The sequence below is a fragment of the Massilia sp. UBA6681 genome, assembly GCF_002454935.1.
GTDB classification, from domain to species: Bacteria; Pseudomonadota; Gammaproteobacteria; order Burkholderiales; family Burkholderiaceae_D; genus Telluria; species Telluria varians.
This window is the reverse complement of record NZ_DKJX01000015.1, coordinates 376-20,889: the sequence shown is the minus strand read 5'-3', so window position 1 is coordinate 20,889 and position 20,514 is coordinate 376. Positions and strand designations below refer to the sequence as shown.

The window sequence follows — 20,514 nt, the reverse complement described above, 5'->3', positions numbered from 1 at the left end:
GCCGCTTCCATGCCTACCAATTCACACTTCGCCAGCCACTCCCGTCATCCGCGTCGTTCGCTGATCGCGCATCTCGTCGCAGGTACGCTGCTCGCCCCGTTCGCGGCGAGCGCGCAGCAGGCCCCCGCCGTGCAGGAGCAGGCGAAGCAGCAGGCCCCGGTCCAGGCCCAGCCAGCCCAGGCAACTGCTGCGCCGCCGGCGCAAACGCCGGTCGAGTCCACAGTGACCGTCAGCGCGACCCGCACCCAGAACCGCATCGACCGCCAGAGCTATGACGTCAAGGCCGATCCGGCCACCTCGGTCGACACCGTGGCCGATACCCTGAACAAGGTGCCCTCGGTGGCCGTCGACGGGGAAGGCAACGTCACGCTGCGCGGCCGCAGCGTGCAGATCCTGGTGGACGGCAAGCCCTCGGCGATGATGCAGGGCGAGAACCGCGCGGCCGCGATCAATGCGTTGCCGGCGGGCGACCTGGACTCGGTCGAGGTCATCAACAACCCGGGCGCGCAGTTCGGCAACGAAGGCGGCGGCGGACCGATCATCAACCTGGTGATGCGGCGCGAGCGCAGCCCCGGCGGTTTCGCGACCGTGAGTGCGAACGTCGGCACTGAGGGCCGTTACCGGACTAATGTCTTTGGCAACTACACGCAAGGCCGCTACAGCGTGCAGGGCAACCTGGGCCGCAGCAAGGGAAGGAACGAGAACAGCGGCGAGCTCCAGCGCGAGCGCATCGACCCCGTCACCGGCGCGATCGCGCGCAGCACCTCGTTCTCGAACGGCTTGAACGAAGACGAGAACACCAGCGCCAACGGCGGTCTGACCTACAACTGGGGCGACAAGGACGTCGTTGGCCTCACCGCGAACTATTCGCAAGTCGACAGAGCAGGCGAATCGACCAATCGCTACAGCAACACCAACGCCGCCGGCATCGTCGACTCCGAATATGTGCAGAGCAGCCTGCGCAACAGCAAGTCGCGTAATTACGGCCTGGGCGCTCGCCTCGACCACAAGGGCGACGCACCGGGTGAGAAATTCCAGATGGACCTGCGCCTGTCGGGCAGCGACGCCGACAGCGCATCGCGCAACAACTATGCCTACACCGTGCGTCCGGCGCGGATCGGCACGCCCGTCGTCCACCAGACCGGCGCGACCGAGACCCGCATCGCCGACTTCACCGGCGACTACGAGCTGCCAGGCGAGAACGGCGTGCTGAAGGTGGGCTACAAGGTGGCGCGCAACGAGAACGTGTTCGACAATGTGTTCTTCGATCTCGATCCGGTCACCGGCGCCGAGCGTGTGAGCACGTCCCGCACCAACCGCTTCGAGCTGAACGACACGACCTACGCGCTGTACGGCACTTACCAGTGGCGCGTCAACGAGGACTGGGGTGTGCTGGGCGGCCTGCGCACCGAGTACGCGGAGCTCGACATGAACCAGGTCACCACCGGCATGCGCGCGACCAATCATTATTTCGATGCGATCCCGAGCGCCTTCGTGACCTATGGCCTGTCGGACGACACCACGCTGCGCCTGAGTTATGCGCGCCGCATCCGTCGTCCCGGCGCTGGCGACCTGAACCCGTTCGTGGTGTACCGCGACGAGCAGAATGTCTCGTCTGGTAATCCGGACCTCCAGCCGACCAATACCGATTCGCTGGAGCTCGGCCTCGAGACCAAGCTGGGCAAGGTCGACACCAACGTGCGCCTGTACGCGCGCCGCGACGCCGACCTGATTTCCGAACGCCGCTTCGTGCTGGCCAACGATGTGCTCCTGACTACCCGGGAAAACGCTGGCAGCGCCCGTTCCGGCGGGCTGGAATTCAGCTTCAGCGGCCGCGCCACTCCCCAGCTGACACTCAGGCTCAACGGCAACGTCGGCTATTCGGAACAGACCGTGCTGGGCAGCGTTAGGGATGACAAGCGCAGCGCTACCTCGCTCACCCTGCGCGGGCACATGACCTACCAGCTGGACCCGAGCAACAACTTCATGCTGATGCTGACCGGGCAGGGCAAGACCCTGTTCGGCGAAGGCTACCGCGAGCCGAGCTACTGGGCCATGTTCAACTACAGCCGCAAGCTGACGCCTGCGCTGACCCTGAACCTCAACATCAACGACTTGTTCGATTCGCAGAAGTCGGAGATGATCACCGAAACTGACCGCCTGCGCGAATACAGGGTCAACCGCAACAACGGACGCACCGCTTTCATCGGCCTGAGCTACCGCTTCGGCGGCTTCAGCGGCCCTGACGGGCAGCGCCGCCAGATGATGTTCGGCGGTCCGGGCGGCGGCCGCGGTCCTGGCGGCCCCGGCCCCGGCTGATCAAGGCCTTTAGAGAAGCGCTTCAAACAGGGATGCGGCGGGGCGGCCGGACGTGTATGCTGTCCGGCCGAACCACCGCATCCTTGCCATGTCCCGCACCACCATCACCCTCGGCGGCGAAGCCCTCGACCGCGCCCGCATCGAATCCTCCCTCGCTTCCGGCAGCCTCCTCGTGTTCGAGGACTGCGACTTGTCGAGCCTCGACCTGTCGCGCCTCGACCTGCAAGACTGCGTGTTCCGCTCCTGCCAACTGGCGGAAACCTCGTTCTACGCGGCCAAGCTGGCGCGCACGCGCTGGCAACGCTGCCGTGGCGGGCACGCCGATTTCGAGTCCGCCGAGCTGGTCGACGCGCTCTTCGCATCCTCCGACCTGAACAACAGTAGCTGGCGCCGCGCGCGCCTGGCGTCCGCCTCCTTCCGCAGCTGCAAGCTGACCGGCGCGCAGTTCGAGGAGACCAGCCACCTGGCGCTCAGCTTCGAAGACACGCTGCTGGTCGGCGCCGACCTGCGCCGCATGTCCTTCCGCAAGGCGAAACTGGTGGGGCTGGATTTCGCGGATGCAGACCTAGCGGGCTGCGACTTCCGCGAAGCGGTGTTCGAAGGCGGCAGCCTGCGCGACGCCCACATCAGGGACACGCGCTTCGAGGGCGCGGACCTGCGCGAAGCCGATATCGGCGGCTTGAAGCTGGCGAATGCGAAGCAGTTCGCGGGTGCGACCATCTCGGCGCGCCAGGCGGCCGAGATGGTGCGGGAGATGGGGCTGAACGTGGCCTGAACGGGGCCGGCGCTACGTGAAGTCCGGCCTGAAGGTCTTGGCCGGCGCGGTGCAGGGCGTCGAAGATCGGATTCGGCGTCAGAAGGTTTCCCATTCCTCCTCGCGCACGGCGGCCTTGCGTGGCTCCGGATGGGCCGCCCTCAGGGCAGGCGCCGCCAGGCGCGTTGCCGGCCTGGCCTGCGCGGCAGGCGCAGCCACCGATGGCGACCGCGCATCGAGCTTGAACACCGACACCAGTTCGGCCAGCTTGCCGGCCTGGTCCTGCAGCGACTCGGCCGCTGCCGCCGCTTCTTCCACCAGCGATGCGTTCTGCTGGGTCACCTGGTCCATCTGGCTGACCGCCATGTTGATCTGCTCGATGCCCTCGGTCTGCTCGAGGCTGGCCGACGAGATCTCGCCCATGATGTCGGTCACGCGGCGCACGCTGGCGACGATCTCGTCCATCGTGGCGCCGGCCTGGTCGACCAGGCGCGCGCCGGCGTCGACCTTGCCTACCGAATCGTCGATCAGGAGCTTGATCTCCTTGGCCGCGCTTGCCGAGCGCTGCGCCAGGGTGCGCACTTCCGAGGCCACGACCGCGAAGCCGCGGCCCTGTTCGCCCGCGCGCGCGGCTTCCACGGCGGCGTTCAGGGCCAGGATGTTGGTCTGGAACGCGATGCCGTCGATGACGCCGATGATGTCGACGATCTTCTTCGATGAGTCGTTGATCGAGGCCATGGTGTCGACCACCTGCGCCACCACGGCGCCGCCGCGTTCGGCCACTTCCGAGGCCGAGGTGGCCAAGCCGTTGGCCTGGCGCGCATTGTCGGCGTTCTGCTGGACGGTCGAGGTCAGCTCTTCCATCGAGGAGGCGGTTTCTTCCAGCGAGCTGGCCTGTTCCTCGGTGCGCGAGGACAGGTCGAGGTTGCCGCTGGCGATCTGGCGCGAGGCCGAGGCGATCGCGTCGGTGCCGTTACGCACCTCGCCGACGATCTGCGCCAGGCTGTCGCGCATGGTCTTCATGGCGAACAGCAGGCTGGAGCGGTCGCCCTGGCGCAGCGCCACATCGACGCTCAAATCGCCCGCCGCGATGCGGCTGGCGATGTCGCCCGCGTAGGCCGGCTCGCCGCCCAGCTGGCGGGTCAGGCCGCGGGTGATCACGACGCCCAGGCCGACGCCGAAGACGGCGCTGCCCAGCACCAGCATCAGCATCATGGCGCGGCTCGATTCGTACAGGGCGCTCGCATCCTGCGCCGCTTCCTCGGCATTGCGTTCCTTGATGCGGGTGAGGCTGGTCATGCGCTCGTCGATTGCATTGGCGCGGGGCGCAACCGTGGCCAGCATGTAGTCGACCGCGGCGCGGTTTTCCTGCAGCCCTTCGGCCTGGACCAGTTTGAGGGCCTGCTCGACGGCGGCTTCATAGTCGCGCGTGCCGCTGTCGACCTCGGCGAACATGCGCTTGCCGTTCTCGGAGAAGAACAGTTGCCGTCCCTGGTCGAGATGGTCTTTCAGCCGGCCGCGCGCGGCGGCGATGGCGGCGATGGCGGCCTGACGCTCCTGCTCGCTCGAGGCGAGCATGACGTTGCGCAGCGCGCGCCCGACGATCACGAGGTTGATGTTGGCTTCCTTGACGTGGGAGATGCCGAGCAGTTCGCGGGTGTACAGCCGCTCGGTGCGCTCGTTCATCTGCGCCATGTTGTAGATGCCGATGGCGGCCACGATGGCGCCGAGAATGGACAGGGTCAGGAAGCCTGCGAGCAGGCGGGTGCCTACCTTCATGCGCTTGAACATGGGGAAACTCCGGTGTGGGTTGGGGTCAGGCGGCGAGGCGCTCGATCAGGCCGAGCTCTTCCGAGGACATCAGGCGCTCGATGTCGAGCAGGATCAGCATGCGTTCGTCGATGGTGGCGAGGCCGAGCAGGAATTCGGTGTCGAAGGCGCTGCCCAGTTCCGGCGCCGGACGGATGTCCCCGGGAGCCAGCCGGATCACGTCGGACACGCTGTCGACGACCATGCCGATCACGCGCCCACCGATGTGCAGGACCATGACGACCGTGAAGGGCGTGTCCTGCGTCGCGAGCCCGAAGCGCCGGCGCAGGTCGACGATCGGCACGATCACGCCGCGCAGCTGGACGACGCCCTGGATGAAGTCGGGGGCATTGGCGATGCGGGTTACCGGATCCTGGCCGCGGATTTCCTGCACCTTGAGGATGTCGACGCCGTATTCTTCCTGGCCGAGCCGGAAAGCGAGGACCTCGACATCGTGGGTCTGAGTATTCATGAGAACCTTCAAGTGAGCTTGGCGGCGTTGGCCGCCACCCTGAGAGCATATCAGCTCACTATATTGATTCCAATGAGAAACAAATTTGAAACAAATTTTACATTTTACAATTAAGAAGATTTTATACGTAAATTTGTAATTTTATGCAGATAAAATTTTGCTTTTCTCTTGAGAATGCAAATATCAGACATTTCCCTAGAAAAAATATTTTTTTCCGAAAAACAACATCACGGCTGTTTCAAACGATGCCGAGGTGATCCATCCCGGTCGAGAAATCGCGGTTCTTCGCGTGCTTGCTGTTGAGCTTGATGTTCAGGCGCAGGTCGTTCACCGAATCGGCATTGCGCAGCGCATCTTCGTAGCTGATCTTGTCCGCCTCGTACAGGTCGAACAGGGCCTGGTCGAAGGTCTGCATGCCCAGCTCTCGCGACTTCTTCATGATTTCCTTGATCTCGTGGACATCGCCCTTGAAGATCAGGTCGGAGATGAGCGGGGAGTTCAGCAGGATCTCCATCGCCACCACGCGGCCCTTGGCTTCCTTCTTCGGGATCAGGCGCTGCGACACCAGGCCCTTCAGGTTGAGCGACAGGTCCATCAAGAGCTGCTGGCGGCGCTCTTCCGGGAAGAAGTTGATGATGCGGTCCAGCGCCTGGTTGGCGCTGTTGGCGTGCAGGGTGGCCAGGCACAGGTGGCCGGTCTCGGCAAACGCGATCGCGTGCTCCATGGTTTCGCGGTCGCGGATCTCGCCAATCTGGATCACGTCCGGCGCCTGGCGCAGCGAATTCTTCAGCGCCGCCTCGAAGCTGTCGGTGTCGACGCCCACTTCGCGCTGGGTGATCACGCAGTTGCGGTGCGGGTGGACGAATTCGACCGGGTCTTCGATGGTGATGATGTGGCCGTAGCTGTTCTCGTTGCGGTAGCCGACCATGGCCGCCAGCGTGGTCGATTTGCCCGAGCCGGTGGCGCCGACCATGATGACCAGGCCGCGCTTGGTCATGATCACGTCCTTCAGGGTTTCCGGCAGCTCGAGATCCTCGAATTTCGGGATGGTGGTGGTGATCACGCGCAGCACCATGCCGACGCAGCCCATCTGCATGAAGGCCGAGACGCGGAAGCGTCCCAGGTCGCCCGGGCTGATCGCGAAGTTGGCTTCCTTGGTCAGCTCGAAGCCGGCGGCCTGCTTGTCGTTCATGATGGCGCGCGCCAGGTCGGCGGTATGGGTGCCGTTCAGTGCCTGGTTCGAGACCGGCGTCATCTTGCCGTCGATCTTGATCGCCGGCGGGAAGCCGGCCGTGATGAACAGGTCCGAACCGCCCTTGCTGGTCATCAGGCGCAGCAGGTCGAACATGAACTTGGATGCCTGGTCGCGTTCCATGGTGTGTCCTTGAAAGGCTTAGCCCGGGAAGTTTTCGGGGATTTTCGCAGCGGCGCGGGCGGCGGCGCTGGAGATCACGTTGCGGCGCACCAGGTCGGTCAGGTTCTGGTCGAGCGTCTGCATGCCGACGCTGCTGCCGGTCTGGATGCTCGAGTACATCTGCGCGATCTTGGCTTCGCGGATCAGGTTGCGGATCGCCGGGGTGCCGATCATGATCTCGTGCGCGGCCACGCGGCCCGAGCCGTCCTTGGTCTTGAGCAGAGTCTGCGAGATCACGGCCTGCAGCGATTCCGACAGCATCGCACGCACCATCTCCTTTTCTTCGGCTGGGAACACGTCGACGATACGGTCGATGGTCTTGGCGGCCGAAGAGGTGTGCAGGGTCCCGAACACCAGGTGGCCGGTCTCCGCCGCCGACAGGGCCAGGCGGATGGTTTCCAGGTCGCGCAGCTCGCCCACCAGGATGCAGTCCGGGTCTTCGCGCAGCGCCGAACGCAGTGCGTTGTTGAAGGACAGGGTGTGCGGGCCGACTTCGCGCTGGTTGATCAGGCACTTCTTGGAATCGTGCACGAATTCGATCGGGTCCTCGATGGTGAGGATGTGGCCGTATTCGTTTTCGTTGAGGTGGTTGACCATCGCCGCCAGCGTGGTTGACTTGCCCGAGCCGGTGGGGCCGGTCACCAGGACCAGGCCGCGCGGCCTCAATGCCAGCTCGCTGAAGATCTTCGGCGCGTTCAATTCTTCCAGCGACAGGATCTTGGACGGAATGGTACGCAGTACCGCGGACGCGCCGCGTTCCTGGTTGAAGGCATTGACGCGGAAGCGCGCCAGGCCGGGGATCGCGAACGAGAAGTCGCACTCCAGCACTTCCTCGTACTGCTTGCGCTGGCCGTCGTTCATGATGTCATAGATCATGCCGTGCACGTCCTTGTGCTCCAGCGGGGGCAGGTTGATGCGGCGCACGTCGCCGTGCACCCGGATCATCGGCGGCAGGCCGGCCGAGAGGTGCAGGTCAGATGCCTTGTTCTTAACAGAGAAGGCAAGCAGTTCCGAGATGTCCATTTATAATCCTGTGGCGTGTGCGAAGCACTCAAAATATTTCCTGTAGAAAATCATTATGTCCATAATCGCTGGGAACTTGCAAGCTGTCGAAGCGACAATCCAGGCCGCCTGTAGCGCTGCCGGAAGGGGCAGGAACGAGGTCCAGTTACTGGCCGTTTCCAAGACCTTCCCTGCGGAAGCCGTGGTCGAAGCGATGGCCGTGGGCCAGCGCGCCTTCGGCGAAAACTACTTGCAGGAAGCGCTCGACAAGATGCAGGAAGTGGCGCGCCTGCAACCGGATGCCCCGGTCAGCTGGCATTTCATCGGTCCGATCCAGAGCAACAAGACGCGCCCGATCGCCGCCCATTTCAACTGGGTGCACACGGTCGATCGCCTGAAGATCGCCCAGCGCCTGTCCGAACAGCGCCCTTTGGCGCTCGGTCCGCTCGACATCTGCCTGCAGGTGAACATCAGCGGGGAAGCCAGCAAGAGCGGCGCCGGCGAAGCGGAACTGCCGGAGCTGGCGCGCCAGGTGGCCGCCTTGCCGAACCTGCGCCTGCGCGGCTTGATGGCGATTCCCGAAGCGAGCAATGACCCGGCGCAGCAGCGCGCAGCGTTTGCCCGCCTGCGCGGCCTGTTCGAGGATCTGCGCGCCGACGGCCTGGCGCTCGACACCCTGTCGATGGGCATGTCGGGCGACCTGCAAGCGGCCATCGCGGAAGGCGCGACCATCGTCCGGATCGGCAGCGCCATCTTCGGCGCTCGCCATTACGAGCAATAAAAAAGGAACAGCATGAAGATCGCATTCATCGGCGGCGGCAACATGGCCACGGCCCTGATCGCCGGCCTGGCCGGACAACTCACCGGCGCCGGCAGCCTGCACGTGGTGGACCCCAATACCGAGGCGCTCGAGCGCCTGGCCAGCCAGTACGGCGTGAGCACGGCGGCAGGCATCGACGTGCAGGTGGGCGCCGCCGACGTCGTCGTGCTGGCCGTGAAGCCGCAGCAGATGCGCGAAGTCGCGGCCAGCCTCAAGCCGCTGCTCGCGAATGTTCCAGATAAGCAGCCTCTGGTGCTGTCGATCGCGGCAGGCATCCGCATCGCCGACCTGTCGCGCTGGCTGGGCGGCTACACCCGCATCGTGCGCTCGATGCCGAACACCCCGGCGCTGATCGCCATGGGCATCACCGGCATGGTGGCCGCCAGCGAAGTCGACGAGGCCCAGCGCTCGGCGGCCGATAAGGTGATGCGCGCGGTCGGCCAGACCGTGTGGCTGAAGGACGAGAGCCTGATCGATCCGGTAACGGCGGTGTCGGGCAGCGGCCCGGCCTATGTCTTCTACTTCCTCGAAGCGATGCAGCAGGCGGCGCTGGAGATGGGACTGGACGCGGAGCAGGGCAGGCAGCTGGCGCTGGCCACCTTTACCGGCGCGGCGCAGCTGGCGGCGCAATCGGGCGATCCGGTCGAGGTGCTGCGCCAGCGCGTGACCTCGAAGGGCGGCACGACGCATGCGGCGATTACCAGCATGGAGGCGGCGGGGGTGAAGGACGCGATCGTCGCGGCGATGAAGGCGGCGGCGGATCGCGGGCGCGAGCTCGGGGACGAGCTGGGGAAGGATTCGTAGGGTGGGCGGGGGAAATTAGTCCAGTGGACTAATTTCCCGCCCACGCGGTGATAGTTAGCAGATGAAGCTACGCACGGGCAGATCTCGCCAAGTTTGAACGCGTGGGCGGACAAGCCGCCCACCCTACGGTTCAGTGAACCTCGAAGCCCCTCCACCTGAGCACAGGCAGCAGCTTCTGCGCGAACTTGTAGGCCGACACGACCGCCGTCACCGTGCCCACCGCCCATTTCGGCTTGGTGAGGAACAGCCCCGCAGCCACGCCGGCCACGATCAGCGCCGTCTTCTGGTGCCTGGCCGCATAAGCCGGGATCAAACCCAGCGTCTGCGGCGAGGACAGCATGGCCACTTCCTGCGCCACCTGCGCGCGCTGGTCGGCGCAGCGGGCAACCAGGGCCTCGCGGCGCGCCGCCAGTTCCAGGGATTTAGACGCCATGGAGGTCGTCTCCCTTTAGGGCCGCCGCATCCTTGCGCAGTTCCGCCAGGGTGGCCGGCAGCATCGGCGGACGCGCGGCCAGGCCGGCGCGCAGCCTCATGACAGCGAACAGGGTGCCCAGGATGAACAGCACGGCCATGCCGCCGACCGCCGCCAGGCGGTGGGTGTCCCAGAACAGCACCAGCACGAACAGGATGACCAGACCCAGCGCGAACAGCCCCAGCACCGCGGCCGCGACGGCCCAGGCGAGGTAGCCGAACACACGCTGGGCGCCTTCCTGCAGTTCGATGGCGGCCAGCTCGAGGCGCGTGCGCGCCAGGTCGAGCACGTTGGCCCCGATCCTTCTCACCGCCGCCGTGATACTCATCTTAGCGGCGGGCGATCAGCATGCCGATCACGACGCCGACGGCGGCGCCCAGGCCCACGGACTTCCATGGGTTCTCGTGCACGTATTCGTCGGTGACGCGCGCCGCTTCCTTGGTCTTTTCGACCACGGTGTGCTGGTATTCACCCAGGCTTTCCTTGGCGGTCGACAGGGTCTGCTCGAACTTGGCCTTGGCGGCCTTCAGCTCGTCGCCGGTCAGCTGGCCGCCGTTGCGCAGCCAGGCTTCGGCGTCCTGGATCACGGTCTTCAGGTCGGACAGCAACTGGTCGCGGGTGCCGGTTTGGGTAGGGATCTTTTCCATCATGGTAGGCCTCGTCAAAGAAGGGTTGAATGCTTTTTGTGCAATATTACCTGAATGCATAGTCTAGCGCGACACCAATGAACAGTGCGGCGCCAAGCCAATTGTTGTGACGAAAAGCCTTGAAGCAGGCCATGCGTTCGCGATCGCGGATCAGGGTGTAGTGGTAGAGCGCCATGCCGGCCGCGACCACGACGCCGCCCACGAACCACCAGCGCAGGCCCAGGTACCAGCCGCACACCAGGTCGATGGCCAGCGCCGCGCCGTAGCACAGCATGACCGCGGCCACGTCGAAGCGCCCGAAGGTGATGGCCGAGGTGCGCATGCCGATCTTGAGGTCGTCGTCGCGGTCGACCATGGCGTATTCGGTGTCGTAGGCGACGGCCCAGAACACGTTCGCCACCAGCAGCCACCAGGCCACTGCCGGCACCGTGTCCTGCACGGCGGCCCAGGCCATCGGGATGCCGAAGCCGAACGCGATCCCGAGATAGGCCTGCGGGATCGCGAAGAAGCGCTTGAAGTAGGGGTAGGTGCCGGCCACGATCAGGGCCAGCACCGACAGCTGCTTGGTCAGCGTGTTGAGCGGCAGGATCAGCAGGAAGGAGAGCAGTGCCAGCACCCCCGCCACCATCAGCGCTTCCCAGCCGCGGATCTTGCCGCTGGTGAGCGGGCGGTCGACGGTGCGCTTGACGTGCTTGTCGAAGTCGCGGTCGGCATAGTCGTTGATGGCGCAGCCGGCCGAACGCATCAAGGCGGTGCCGACGACGAAGATCGCCAGCACGGTCATGTCCGGCACCCCGTCGGACGCCATCCACAGGGCCCACAGGGTCGGCCACAGCAGCAGGAGGATGCCGATCGGCTTGTCGGCTCGGATCAGGCGGAAATAGAGCGCCAGCTTGTTCATGATGTTGCGTCTTGTCGAGCAAGAACTGTTGAGCAGAAGACAGGGATTCTAAAGCCTTTTGGCGGAAGCGGCCGGCGCGCGTCTCCTATCCGGAAAGTTGCCATTTTGTTGTCATCGAACCGACATCTTTGTTTGTTTTAATGCATCGGCTCGCAACGCACGGATGAGCACCAGCCCGCCGTTCACCACCCATTGGAGAAGCAAGCATGACCGACAAAGACCTCCCCCCACCGAATTCGCCGCTGAGGCGCAACCTGCTCAAAGGCCTGGCCGGCTCGACCGCGCTGCCCTTCATCGGCGCCTTTGCCGCACTGCAGGCACAGCAGGCCATGGCCGCCAATGGCGTCACCACCCTGGTCGACAGCCCCTACGGCCCGATCTCCCCGGTCAAGGACCTGGCGACCGGCCTGCCGCTGCTGCAGCTGCCGGCCGGCTTTACGTATAAAAGCTTCGGCTGGCGCGGCGACCGGATGAGCGACGGGAAGACCTGTCCGGGCGGCCATGACGGCATGGGCGTGGTCCTGTCGCGCAAGCTGGGCCGCAGCACCGAGCTGGTGCTGGTGCGTAACCACGAAATCGGCGGCACTTCCCCCGGCAACTTCCTGGATGCGGTCGGTGTCTACGATAGCGGCACCGTCAGTACGGGCGTGAGCAACCGCTTCGGCGGCGGCACCACCAACCTGCTGTTCCGCGACGGGAACTGGGTCAGCATGACGCCCAGCCTTGGCGGCACCCAGACCAACTGCGCGGGCGGCATCACTCCCTGGGGTACCTGGCTCAGCTGCGAAGAAGTCGGTTCGGACAATGTCAGCGCCTCGGGCAAGAAGCACGGCTACGTGTTCGAAGTCCATGCGGACCCCGCGCTCACCACCGGCCAGCCGATCAAGGGCATGGGGCGCTTCGCGCACGAAGCCGCCGCCGTCGATCCGGCCACCGGCATGGTCTACCAGACCGAGGATTCCTCGGGCAAGTCGGGCTTCTACCGCTACGTCCCGGACATCCGGACCGGCGCCTACGGCAGCCTGGCCCTGGGCGGCGTGCTGCAGATGGCCAAGGTCAAGGGCGTCAACAACGTCAACCTGGCCACCATGCCGGTCGACGCCACCGTGGAACTGGAGTGGGTGAACATCGCCGATCCGGACGCCAACCGCGGCGACGCCACCGGGCCGAGCGGCGTGCGCATCACGAATGCCGCCGGTCCTTTCGTGCAGGGCTGGGTGCAAGGCGCCGCGCGCATGAATCGCGGCGAGGGCATCTGGTACGCGCAAGGCAAGGTCTACGTGATGGATACCGCGGGCGGCGCCGTGTCGCGCGGCACCATCTGGGAACTCGACCTGGCTACGCAGGTGCTCAAGTGCATCTACTCGAGCCCGAGCGCCCTGGTGGGCAATATGGGCGACAACCTGACCGTCAGCCCGCGCAACGCCATCCTGATCTGCGAGGATGCCTCGACCGCCGCCACCGACGCCTTCGGCTTCGGCCAGCGCCTGATGGGCCTGACCGGCGCGGGCGACGCCTACATCTTTGCCAAGAACAACATCAACCTGAGCGCCGCCCAGCTGACGGGCGCAGGCAAGCTGGCCTCGCTCGCCGGCGACCAGCGCGGCAACGAATTCGCCGGCGCCTGCTTCGACCCGACCGGCCGCTACCTGTTCGTCAACATCCAGACCCCGGGCGTCACTTTTGCGATTACCGGTCCGTGGGCCCTGGGCCCTTTATGAGCGCATTCCAGACCAAACGGAGAACCCCATGAAATTGACCAAACTGTGTGCATTCGCCGGCGCCCTGGTGCTGTCCGGCGCCGCCAACGCCGCCCTCCTGACCGGCAGCGCCGGCGCCAACCCCGTCGAGGATTTCAGCGGGGCGGGCAGCGTGGCCTTCAACCTCGACCTGCGGGATTTCAGCAGCAGCACGCTGAACTTCGTGCTGGAAGCGGATGACCTGCAGGGTCCGCTCAGCTTCGATGCGCTGGTGCGCAACCTGGCCGGGTCCGACCTTGGCCGCTTCACTTTCAGCCTGCAGGGCATCCGCTTCGCCAGCCCCGGCAGCGTCACGCCGGCCTTCGGCAGCATCAAGGCGATCGATGCGGGCGCCACCACCGCCGTGATCCACTTCGCCACGCCGGAGTACGCCGAGTTCCAGTTCGGCGACGTGTTCGGCGCTGCCGGCCAGGACTGGCTGCTCGACACCGCCGGCCTGCAGGCAGGCGACCGCTTCAGCATCACCGCGACCGTGCCGGAACCCTCGACCGCCGCGTTGGTGCTGCCGATGCTGTGCATGGCCGGCCTGACCGCCGCCGCCCGCCGCCGCAGGAAGGACTGAGCACTTATCCAGGTGTGAAGGAAAGGGCTTGCCGGTACAATCGGTCTCCTGCCGACAAGCTCTTCTTCATCATGCATATCTGGGTCGATGCCGACGCCTGCCCGGGCGTCATCAAGGACATTCTTTTTCGCGTGGCCGAGCGCCTGCAACTGGACGTCACGCTGGTGGCCAACCAGCTGATCCGGGTGCCCGGTTCGCGCTTCATCCGCGCCCTGCAGGTGCCAAGCGGTCCGGACGTGGCCGACGCCGAGATCGTCGCGCGCGTGAACGCGGGAGACATCGTCGTCACCGGCGACATCCCGCTGGCGGCGCAGGTGCTGGAGAAGGGCGGGCTGCCGCTCAATCCACGCGGCGAGTGGTACACCAAGGACACGATCGCCCAGCAACTCACGATGCGCGCCTTCATGGAAGAGCTGCGCGGCAGCGGCGTCGATACCGGCGGGCCGGCCGCCTTCAGCCAGGCCGACAGCCGGAATTTCGCGAATGCGCTGGACCGGCAGCTGGCGCGCTCACACATCCGTAGGGTGGGCGGCTCCACTCCTACGACATGATCATTCGCGCTACTGCTGCCGCCCACGCGTTCAGCTCCCTCATGAGCAGACGCGCCGGCTATTCGTAGTGTGCTTGAACGCGTGGGCGGCTTCACCATGCTGGCTGATCACCCCGTCGGGTATAGCCGCCCACCCTACAAGAATCAGGCGGCGGCTTCGAGCGCCACCATGTCCACGCCGGGCAGCTTGCACTCGCCCACCGCCGCGGCCACCGCGTCGATCGCCGCGCGGCGAGTAAAACTCTTGCGCCACAGGATGACGACCCGGCGCGAGGGCGCCGGATGGGAGAAGGGCACGTAGGTCAGCAGGCCGTTGGGGTCGTGCATGTCGGCCACCGAGGCGCGCGGCAGCACGGTCAGGCCGATGCCGCTCGCCACCATGTGGCGGATGGTCTCCAGCGAGGAGCCTTCGAAGGTGCGCTGCATGCCGTTGCCCGGCGACGAATAGCGCGCCATCTCCGGGCACACTTCCAGCACCTGGTCGCGGAAGCAGTGGCCCGCGCCCAGCAGCAGCATGGTTTCCAGCTTCAGGTCGTCGGCCGGGATTTCCTTGCGCTTGGCCCAGGGATGCGAGCGCGGCATCGCCACCACGAAGGGCTCGTCGTACAGGGTCTGCATCGACATGCCGTGTTCCGGCAGGGGCAGGGCCACGATGGCGGCGTCGAGCTCGCCCTGGCGCAGCAGTTCGAGCAGCTTGTGGGTGTAGTTCTCCTGCAGCACCAGCGGCATTTGCGGCACGGTGTCGATCAGGCGTTTCACCAGCGGCGGCAGCAGGTAGGGGCCGATGGTGTAAATCACGCCCAGGCGCAGCGGCCCGGCCAGCGGGTCCTTGTTCTGTTTCGCCAGTTCCTTGATGGCGGCGGTCTGCTCCAGCACGCGTTCGGCCTGGGCCACGATCTGCGCGCCCAGCGGCGTGACGGAGACTTCGGAACCGCCGCGCTCGAACAGCGTTACCCCGAGCTCGTCCTCGAGTTTCTTGATGGCGACGGAGAGGGTGGGTTGGGCGACGAAGCAGGCTTCGGCGGCATGCCCGAAGTGTTTGGCGCGCGCCACGGCGACGATGTATTTCAGCTCGGTCAGTGTCATAGGTTTTTTCCACGATGTCACGGCTGGTATGCCGTTTATCCTGACATAATGTTGGCATTTAGTCAGCCAGGATTTCATCACCCCCTCATCATAGTCGATATAATTGCCGGGCAGGATTTCCGCCTGCGTTTACGCGAGGTACCCATGTCGTCCACCTTCGGTCCGGCGGAAGCCCAGGCCTACATCCACAAGCTGCTGACGGTCATGCATCACCAGGGCGGCTCCGACCTGTTCATCTCCAGCGATTTCCCGCCCAGCATGAAGCACCAGGGCGCGATGAAGCCCCTGAGCCAGCAGCGCCTGTCGGGCGAGGTCACGCGCGCGCTGGCCCTGTCCCTGATGAACGAGCGCCAGCGTCTCGAATTCGAAGCCGAGATGGAGTGCAACTTCGCGATCTCGCTCCCCGGCGTGTGCCGCTTCCGCGTCAACGTCTTCGTGCAGCAGCAGAGCGTGGGCATGGTGGTGCGCACGATCGCCTCCGAGATCCCGAACTTCGAGAAGCTCGACCTGCCGGACGTGCTGAAGGACGTCGTGATGACCAAGCGCGGCCTGGTGCTGGTGGTCGGCGGCACCGGTTCCGGCAAGTCCACCACGCTGGCGGCGATGATCGACTACCGCAACAGCAACTCGGCCGGCCACATCATCACCGTGGAAGACCCGGTGGAGTACGTCCACAAGAACAAGAACTGCCTGGTCACGCACCGCGAGGTGGGCGTGGACACCCATTCCTGGCACAACGCCCTGAAGAACACGCTGCGCCAGGCGCCGGACGTGATCCTGATCGGCGAGATCCGCGACACCGAGACCATGGAGCACGCGATCGCCTTCGCCGAGACCGGCCACCTGTGCCTGGGCACCCTGCACGCGAACAACGCCAACCAGACCCTGGACCGCATCATCAACTTCTTCCCGGAAGAGCGCCGCAACCAGCTCCTGATGGACCTGTCGTCCAATTTGCGCGCGGTGGTGTCGCAACGCCTGATCCGCACGGAGGACGGCAAGGGCCGCAAGGCGGCCATCGAGATCCTGCTGAACACCCCGACCATCGGCGAGATGATCCTGAAAGGGAACTTTCAGAACATCAAGGAGATCATGCACAAGTCGCGCGAACTCGGCATGTGCACCTTCGACCAGGCCTTGTACGAACTCTACAACAAGGGCTACATCGGCTACGATGAAGCGATCCGCAACGCCGATTCGGCCAATGGCCTGCGCCTGCAGATCAAGCTCTCGGGCGAGCGCAAGGGGCCGGACGGCAGCGCAGGCAGGGCCACCGAGCTGTCGATGGCGATCGAGGAAGAACCGGAAGACGACGCACCCACTACCACCTGATTTTTTACAAGCCTTATGCCTGCATTCGAAAACAAGATCTGCACGCGCGCCGAGCTGGCGCAGCGTATCGCCCAATTACCGAAGCCGGTGGTGCTGACCAACGGCGTATTCGACATCCTGCACCGCGGCCACGTGACCTACCTGGCGCAGGCGCGCGAACTGGGGGGCTCGCTGGTGGTGGCCGCCAACACCGACGCCTCGGTCAAGCGCCTCGGCAAGGGCGACGACCGCCCGCACAACACCCTGGCGGACCGCATGGCGGTGCTGGCGGCACTGGAATCGGTGAGCCTGGTGGTGGACTTCGACGAGGACACCGCGCTTGCCGTGGTGCTGGAGGCGCGCCCGGAAATCTATGCCAAGGGCGGCGACTACGACATGACGAAGATTCCGGAAGGGCAGGCGGTGCTGGCCTATGGCGGGCGGGCGGTGGCGGTCGACTTCGAGCATGACCGCTCGACGACCAAGCTGGTGGCCAGGATCCGGGGCTGACAAAGGAGTCCGCATGCTGATCGCCCAAGTCACCGACCTGCACCTGCACGCGGACCCCGGCCATCCAAACCTGGCGCGTTTCAACAGGGTGCTGGATCACCTCCTGTCTCTGCAGCCGCAGCCCGCACTGCTGGTCCTGAGCGGCGACCTGGCCGACGACGGCGCGCTGGAGAGCTACCGGCACCTGCGGCAGGCCTTGGCGCGCTGGCCGCATCCGCTGCGTTTCGCGCTGGGCAACCACGACCATCGTGGGCATTTCCGCGCCGTGTTCGGCGAGCGCCACGACGCGGACGGTTTCGTGCAGGGCCGCGCCGAGTTCGGCGGACTGGAGGTCCTGGTCCTCGACAGTCTCGAGGAGGGCCGCCACGGCGGCGCCTTCTGCGAGGCGCGCGCCGCCTGGCTGCGCCAGGCCGTGCAGGACAGCCGGGGTGCGCCGCTGCTGGTCTTCCTGCACCATCCGCCCGTCGACGTCGGCATCCCCTGGATCGACCCGGGGCCGGGCCAGGACTGGATCGCCCGCCTCGACGCCGCGCTGCAGGGCGCGCAGGTCGCGGGCATCTGCACCGGCCACGTGCACCTGGCAGGCGTGTTTTCCTGGCGCGGCCGCCAGGTCGTGACCTGTCCGTCCTCGTCCTCGGACCTGAGCCTGGCTTTCTCGCCCATGGCGGCCGGGCAGCCGGACGGCCGGCCACTGGTGGAGCAGGGCGAGCCGGCCTTCGCGCTGCACCGCTGGGAAGACGGCGCCCTGGCGACGCTTTTTGGCCGCTGCCCGCAGCGCCTGCTGGCCCGCTGGGATGCCGGCACGCAGCCCATGGTGGCGGCCATGCTGGCCGAAAAAAAACCGGCCTAGGCGATCCTGTCGCTCTCGATGCGGCCGTCCACCAGGGTGATGGTGCGGTCGCATTGCTCCGACAGGCGCGGGTCGTGCGTCACCAAGAGCACCGCGCAACCGAACTCGCGGTTGAAACGGCGGAACAGCTGGAACACTTCGGCGGCGGATTTGCTGTCGAGGTTGCCGGTCGGTTCGTCCGCCAGCAGCAGGGCCGGGCGGGTCACCAGGGCGCGCGCCACCGCCACGCGCTGTTGCTGGCCGCCCGACAACTGGTCGGGCTTGCGTGCTTCCATGCCCGCCAGTCCCACCTGCTCCAGCAGGGCGCGGGCGTGATCGGCCTGCGCGCGGGTAGGCTTGCCGCCCACGGCCATCAGCGGCATCAGCACGTTCTCCAGCGCGGTAAAGGCCTGGATCAGGTGGTGGAACTGAAACACGAAGCCGATGGTGCCGCCGCGCAGGGCGGTACGGCGGGCGTCGTCCATGGCGCTGGTCGGCTCGCCGAGCAGGAACAGCTCGCCCGCCGTGGGCCGGTCGAGCAGGCCGATCAGGTTGAGCAGCGTGCTCTTGCCGGACCCCGAGGCGCCCACCAGGGCGGCGAAGTCGCGCCGCTCCAGGCGCAGGTCGATACCGTGCAGCACCTCGACCTCGGTCGGCTTGCCGACGTTGTAGCTCTTGCGCAGGCCGTCCAGGCGCAGCACTTCCTGGCCGGCGTCGTGCCCGGGATCGCGTTCAGACATGGCGAATCGCCTCCACCGGATCGAGGGCCGCCGCGCGCCGCGCCGGCACCGCCGCCGACACGATCCCGGTCACGGTCGCCAGCGCCGCCGCGCCCGCCAGCAGCGCGGGATCGAGCGGGATGGTGAACAGCTTCGGCCCGAAGGTATTGAACGCGCCCACCAGGGCGTAGCCGGCGCCGCCGCCCAGCAGCGAACCAGCCAGCCCGAGCAGCGCGCCCTGCACCAGGAACACGCGCAGCATCTGCCCGCGCGTGATGCCCATTGCGCGCAGGATTCCGATCTCGCGGGTGCGCTGGACCACGCTGACCGACAGCACGCTGGCGATGCCGAGGGCCACGCTCAGGGCCACGAAGGTGCTGATCATCCGCGTCGACAGGCTTTGCGAGCGCAGCGCGTTCATCAGCTGCGCATTGGTCTCCATCCAGCTCTCCACTTTCAGGCCGGTCAGGCGGGCGGTGCGCGCGGCGATCTCGCGCGCCGCGAAGATGTCGTCCACGGTCAGGTCGATCACGGTGGCGGCGCCCGGCAGGTCGAGCAGCGACTGGGCCTGCTTCATGTCCAGGTAGACGTAGCGCGCATCCAGCTCGCGCACGCCCAGCTCGAAGATGCCGGCCACGTTCACCACGCTCTCGCGCCCCTGGCCGCCATCGAGCCGCAGCTTGTCGCCGACCCGCATGCCGAGGTCCTTGGCCAGCTGCCTGCCGATCACCGCGTCGCCCGCGCCGATGCGGAAGGCCCCTTCCACGATGTCCTGCTGGATCGGGATGATGCGCTGGTAGCGCGGCGGATCGATGCCCACCAGCGCCACCGACTCCAGCGCATCGCCGCGCCGCGCGAAGGCCGGTCCCGAGATCAGGGGCGAGACCGCCGTGATGCGCGGCAGGGTGTCGAGCACGTCGCGCACTTCCTGCCAGTTGTTGATCGAGCGCAGGCGCTGGGCGCGCTTGCTCTCCAGTACCAGCTGGGTGGTGCCCGCGGCCGGCGGCAGTACCCGGTTGTGCTCTTCGGTGGGCTGGACCTTGATGTGGGCCTGGGTGCCCAGGGTACGGTCGATGATGTTGGCCTGCAGCCCGTTGATCAGGGCGGTCAGGAACACGATGACGGCGACGCCGACGCCGATCCCCACCAGGATCAGGATGCTCTGCGCCCGCCCTTCGCGCAGGAAGCGGGTGGCGATGGTCCACTCGAGCCACATGGGTCAGTCCAGCCTGGCCGGCAGTTCCCTGCGGGTGGCCGAGTCGGCCGGCATCGCGGCCGGCGCCGGCCGTACCCGGTCGCCGGCGCGCAGGGTGGCGGGCGGATCGGCCAGCACCCAGTCGCCGGCGCGCAGGCCGGCCGTGACCTCGGTCTGGACCAGGCCGCGCAGGCCGAGCTGCACGCGGCGCCGCTCGGCCCGGCCGTCCGCCACCACCCAGGTCTCGGCCTGCCGGCCCTGCACCGCCAGCAGGGCGTCGTTCGGGACCACGATGGCGTGCTCGCGCCGGCCGGTTTCCACGTTCACCGAGACGGTCATGTCCTGGCGCAGGAAGGCGGGCGCCGGATCGACCGCGAGGCGCAGGTCCACGGTGCCGCGCTGGGGATCGACGGCTGGGGCGATGAAATCGACCCGGGCCTTGAAGGGCTGCAGCGGATAGGCGTCGGCGACGCAGAGCGCGCCCTGGCCGACGGCCAGCACTTCGAGATTCTTCTCGTCCACCGGCACCAGGATCTCGGTGTCTCCCGCGCGCGCGATCTCGAACAGGATGCGGCCCG

The 20,514-nt window shown here is 66.4% G+C and carries 22 protein-coding genes; 10 read left to right on the top strand and 12 right to left on the bottom strand.

Going from position 1 to position 20,514, the window contains the following annotated elements:
* Nucleotides 1-9: 9 nt before the first annotated feature.
* Nucleotides 10-2,319: an outer membrane beta-barrel family protein gene (locus tag B2R83_RS02155; protein ID WP_292038063.1), complete on the top strand. Its 2,310-nt coding sequence runs from the start codon at nucleotides 10-12 to the stop codon at nucleotides 2,317-2,319.
* A gap of 88 nt (nucleotides 2,320-2,407) precedes the next feature.
* Nucleotides 2,408-3,094, top strand: a complete 687-nt coding sequence (locus tag B2R83_RS02150) for a pentapeptide repeat-containing protein (RefSeq protein ID WP_051996459.1) — start codon at nucleotides 2,408-2,410, stop codon at nucleotides 3,092-3,094.
* 78 nt (nucleotides 3,095-3,172) lie between these two features.
* On the opposite strand, the gene B2R83_RS02145 is transcribed toward B2R83_RS02150, so the two are convergent.
* The 4 genes from B2R83_RS02145 to B2R83_RS02130 all read right to left on the bottom strand — a co-directional run bounded on the left by B2R83_RS02145 (nucleotide 3,173) and on the right by B2R83_RS02130 (nucleotide 7,791).
* Nucleotides 3,173-4,864: a methyl-accepting chemotaxis protein gene (locus B2R83_RS02145; protein WP_292038060.1), complete on the bottom strand. Its 1,692-nt coding sequence runs from the start codon at nucleotides 4,862-4,864 to the stop codon at nucleotides 3,173-3,175.
* A 25-nt stretch (nucleotides 4,865-4,889) separates the two neighbouring features.
* Nucleotides 4,890-5,354: a chemotaxis protein CheW gene (locus tag B2R83_RS02140; protein ID WP_292038059.1), complete on the bottom strand. Its 465-nt coding sequence runs from the start codon at nucleotides 5,352-5,354 to the stop codon at nucleotides 4,890-4,892.
* 238 nt (nucleotides 5,355-5,592) lie between these two features.
* A complete protein-coding gene (locus B2R83_RS02135; RefSeq protein WP_027866973.1) occupies nucleotides 5,593-6,729 on the bottom strand; it encodes a PilT/PilU family type 4a pilus ATPase in 1,137 nt (378 codons plus the stop codon).
* 18 nt (nucleotides 6,730-6,747) lie between these two features.
* Entirely contained in the window at nucleotides 6,748-7,791 is a 1,044-nt protein-coding gene (locus B2R83_RS02130; protein WP_292038057.1) for a type IV pilus twitching motility protein PilT, read from the bottom strand.
* 55 nt (nucleotides 7,792-7,846) lie between these two features.
* On the opposite strand from B2R83_RS02130, the gene B2R83_RS02125 reads away from it, so the two are divergent.
* Together B2R83_RS02125 and proC are read left to right on the top strand one after the other, a co-directional pair.
* Nucleotides 7,847-8,551 carry a YggS family pyridoxal phosphate-dependent enzyme gene (locus B2R83_RS02125; protein ID WP_292038056.1) on the top strand — a complete coding sequence of 235 codons (705 nt, stop codon included), beginning with the start codon at nucleotides 7,847-7,849 and terminating at the stop codon, nucleotides 8,549-8,551.
* A gap of 12 nt (nucleotides 8,552-8,563) precedes the next feature.
* Nucleotides 8,564-9,394 carry a pyrroline-5-carboxylate reductase gene (proC, locus tag B2R83_RS02120; protein WP_292038055.1) on the top strand — a complete coding sequence of 277 codons (831 nt, stop codon included), beginning with the start codon at nucleotides 8,564-8,566 and terminating at the stop codon, nucleotides 9,392-9,394.
* Between the two features lie 130 nt (nucleotides 9,395-9,524).
* Here proC and B2R83_RS02115 read toward each other — a convergent pair whose 3' ends face one another.
* From B2R83_RS02115 to ubiA, 4 genes are read right to left on the bottom strand one after another with little or no spacing between them, the layout of a single operon-like run.
* Complete coding sequence (locus B2R83_RS02115; protein WP_209587823.1) at nucleotides 9,525-9,827, bottom strand: hypothetical protein; 303 nt, start codon at nucleotides 9,825-9,827, stop codon at nucleotides 9,525-9,527.
* Nucleotides 9,817-10,194 (bottom strand): phage holin family protein, encoded by a 378-nt coding sequence (locus tag B2R83_RS02110; protein WP_292038054.1) that lies wholly within the window; start codon nucleotides 10,192-10,194, stop codon nucleotides 9,817-9,819. The genes B2R83_RS02115 and B2R83_RS02110 overlap by 11 nt, the downstream gene beginning before the upstream one ends.
* Nucleotide 10,195: 1 nt before the next feature.
* Complete coding sequence (locus B2R83_RS02105; RefSeq protein ID WP_285376976.1) at nucleotides 10,196-10,516, bottom strand: DUF883 family protein; 321 nt, start codon at nucleotides 10,514-10,516, stop codon at nucleotides 10,196-10,198.
* 43 nt (nucleotides 10,517-10,559) lie between these two features.
* Nucleotides 10,560-11,414, bottom strand: coding sequence for a 4-hydroxybenzoate octaprenyltransferase (gene ubiA, locus B2R83_RS02100; protein ID WP_292038051.1), 855 nt, complete (start codon nucleotides 11,412-11,414; stop codon nucleotides 10,560-10,562).
* 206 nt (nucleotides 11,415-11,620) lie between these two features.
* Here ubiA and B2R83_RS02095 point away from each other — a divergent pair, with 206 nt between their 5' ends.
* From B2R83_RS02095 to B2R83_RS02085, 3 genes are all read left to right on the top strand, one after another.
* Nucleotides 11,621-13,135 (top strand): PhoX family protein, encoded by a 1,515-nt coding sequence (locus B2R83_RS02095; RefSeq protein WP_292038050.1) that lies wholly within the window; start codon nucleotides 11,621-11,623, stop codon nucleotides 13,133-13,135.
* Between the two features lie 28 nt (nucleotides 13,136-13,163).
* A complete protein-coding gene (locus B2R83_RS02090) occupies nucleotides 13,164-13,736 on the top strand; it encodes a PEP-CTERM sorting domain-containing protein (RefSeq protein WP_292038049.1) in 573 nt (190 codons plus the stop codon).
* 71 nt (nucleotides 13,737-13,807) lie between these two features.
* On the top strand, nucleotides 13,808-14,287 hold the full coding sequence (locus tag B2R83_RS02085; RefSeq protein ID WP_292038047.1) for a YaiI/YqxD family protein: 480 nt from the start codon (nucleotides 13,808-13,810) through the stop codon (nucleotides 14,285-14,287).
* 143 nt (nucleotides 14,288-14,430) lie between these two features.
* On the opposite strand, the gene B2R83_RS02080 is transcribed toward B2R83_RS02085, so the two are convergent.
* Nucleotides 14,431-15,372 (bottom strand): hydrogen peroxide-inducible genes activator, encoded by a 942-nt coding sequence (locus B2R83_RS02080; protein ID WP_036210663.1) that lies wholly within the window; start codon nucleotides 15,370-15,372, stop codon nucleotides 14,431-14,433.
* A gap of 144 nt (nucleotides 15,373-15,516) precedes the next feature.
* Between B2R83_RS02080 and B2R83_RS02075 the strand changes: the two genes are divergently transcribed.
* The 3 genes from B2R83_RS02075 to B2R83_RS02065 are packed head-to-tail and all read left to right on the top strand — an operon-like array spanning nucleotide 15,517 to nucleotide 18,043.
* Nucleotides 15,517-16,704 (top strand): PilT/PilU family type 4a pilus ATPase, encoded by a 1,188-nt coding sequence (locus B2R83_RS02075; protein WP_209587830.1) that lies wholly within the window; start codon nucleotides 15,517-15,519, stop codon nucleotides 16,702-16,704.
* Nucleotides 16,705-16,719: 15 nt separating this feature from the next.
* On the top strand, nucleotides 16,720-17,193 hold the full coding sequence (locus tag B2R83_RS02070) for an adenylyltransferase/cytidyltransferase family protein (protein ID WP_292038042.1): 474 nt from the start codon (nucleotides 16,720-16,722) through the stop codon (nucleotides 17,191-17,193).
* Between the two features lie 13 nt (nucleotides 17,194-17,206).
* A complete protein-coding gene (locus tag B2R83_RS02065) occupies nucleotides 17,207-18,043 on the top strand; it encodes a metallophosphoesterase (protein ID WP_292038041.1) in 837 nt (278 codons plus the stop codon).
* Here the strand turns inward: B2R83_RS02065 and B2R83_RS02060 are convergent.
* From B2R83_RS02060 to B2R83_RS02050, 3 genes are all read right to left on the bottom strand, one after another.
* Complete coding sequence (locus B2R83_RS02060; protein WP_292038040.1) at nucleotides 18,040-18,762, bottom strand: ABC transporter ATP-binding protein; 723 nt, start codon at nucleotides 18,760-18,762, stop codon at nucleotides 18,040-18,042. The genes B2R83_RS02065 and B2R83_RS02060 overlap by 4 nt on opposite strands.
* A complete protein-coding gene (locus B2R83_RS02055) occupies nucleotides 18,755-19,957 on the bottom strand; it encodes an ABC transporter permease (protein ID WP_292038038.1) in 1,203 nt (400 codons plus the stop codon). The genes B2R83_RS02060 and B2R83_RS02055 overlap by 8 nt, the downstream gene beginning before the upstream one ends.
* Before the next feature lie 3 nt (nucleotides 19,958-19,960).
* A partial coding sequence (locus tag B2R83_RS02050; RefSeq protein WP_292038037.1) for an efflux RND transporter periplasmic adaptor subunit occupies nucleotides 19,961-20,514 on the bottom strand: 554 nt, incomplete at its 5' end.

What these genes read in the sequence shown, in the direction of transcription:
- B2R83_RS02055 (WP_292038038.1), bottom strand. Translation starts at nt 19,957, where the DNA reads ATGTGGCTCGAGTGGACCATCGCCACCCGCTTCCTGCGCGAAGGGCGG.
- proC (WP_292038055.1), top strand. Translation starts at nt 8,564, where the DNA reads ATGAAGATCGCATTCATCGGCGGCGGCAACATGGCCACGGCCCTGATC.
- B2R83_RS02155 (WP_292038063.1), top strand. Translation starts at nt 10, where the DNA reads ATGCCTACCAATTCACACTTCGCCAGCCACTCCCGTCATCCGCGTCGT.
- B2R83_RS02085 (WP_292038047.1), top strand. Translation starts at nt 13,808, where the DNA reads ATGCATATCTGGGTCGATGCCGACGCCTGCCCGGGCGTCATCAAGGAC.
- ubiA (WP_292038051.1), bottom strand. Translation starts at nt 11,414, where the DNA reads ATGAACAAGCTGGCGCTCTATTTCCGCCTGATCCGAGCCGACAAGCCG.
- B2R83_RS02130 (WP_292038057.1), bottom strand. Translation starts at nt 7,791, where the DNA reads ATGGACATCTCGGAACTGCTTGCCTTCTCTGTTAAGAACAAGGCATCT.
- B2R83_RS02145 (WP_292038060.1), bottom strand. Translation starts at nt 4,864, where the DNA reads ATGTTCAAGCGCATGAAGGTAGGCACCCGCCTGCTCGCAGGCTTCCTG.
- B2R83_RS02110 (WP_292038054.1), bottom strand. Translation starts at nt 10,194, where the DNA reads ATGAGTATCACGGCGGCGGTGAGAAGGATCGGGGCCAACGTGCTCGAC.
- B2R83_RS02095 (WP_292038050.1), top strand. Translation starts at nt 11,621, where the DNA reads ATGACCGACAAAGACCTCCCCCCACCGAATTCGCCGCTGAGGCGCAAC.
- B2R83_RS02065 (WP_292038041.1), top strand. Translation starts at nt 17,207, where the DNA reads ATGCTGATCGCCCAAGTCACCGACCTGCACCTGCACGCGGACCCCGGC.
- B2R83_RS02090 (WP_292038049.1), top strand. Translation starts at nt 13,164, where the DNA reads ATGAAATTGACCAAACTGTGTGCATTCGCCGGCGCCCTGGTGCTGTCC.
- B2R83_RS02125 (WP_292038056.1), top strand. Translation starts at nt 7,847, where the DNA reads ATGTCCATAATCGCTGGGAACTTGCAAGCTGTCGAAGCGACAATCCAG.
- B2R83_RS02135 (WP_027866973.1), bottom strand. Translation starts at nt 6,729, where the DNA reads ATGGAACGCGACCAGGCATCCAAGTTCATGTTCGACCTGCTGCGCCTG.
- B2R83_RS02070 (WP_292038042.1), top strand. Translation starts at nt 16,720, where the DNA reads ATGCCTGCATTCGAAAACAAGATCTGCACGCGCGCCGAGCTGGCGCAG.
- B2R83_RS02140 (WP_292038059.1), bottom strand. Translation starts at nt 5,354, where the DNA reads ATGAATACTCAGACCCACGATGTCGAGGTCCTCGCTTTCCGGCTCGGC.
- B2R83_RS02150 (WP_051996459.1), top strand. Translation starts at nt 2,408, where the DNA reads ATGTCCCGCACCACCATCACCCTCGGCGGCGAAGCCCTCGACCGCGCC.
- B2R83_RS02115 (WP_209587823.1), bottom strand. Translation starts at nt 9,827, where the DNA reads ATGGCGTCTAAATCCCTGGAACTGGCGGCGCGCCGCGAGGCCCTGGTT.
- B2R83_RS02075 (WP_209587830.1), top strand. Translation starts at nt 15,517, where the DNA reads ATGTCGTCCACCTTCGGTCCGGCGGAAGCCCAGGCCTACATCCACAAG.
- B2R83_RS02105 (WP_285376976.1), bottom strand. Translation starts at nt 10,516, where the DNA reads ATGATGGAAAAGATCCCTACCCAAACCGGCACCCGCGACCAGTTGCTG.
- B2R83_RS02080 (WP_036210663.1), bottom strand. Translation starts at nt 15,372, where the DNA reads ATGACACTGACCGAGCTGAAATACATCGTCGCCGTGGCGCGCGCCAAA.
- B2R83_RS02060 (WP_292038040.1), bottom strand. Translation starts at nt 18,762, where the DNA reads ATGTCTGAACGCGATCCCGGGCACGACGCCGGCCAGGAAGTGCTGCGC.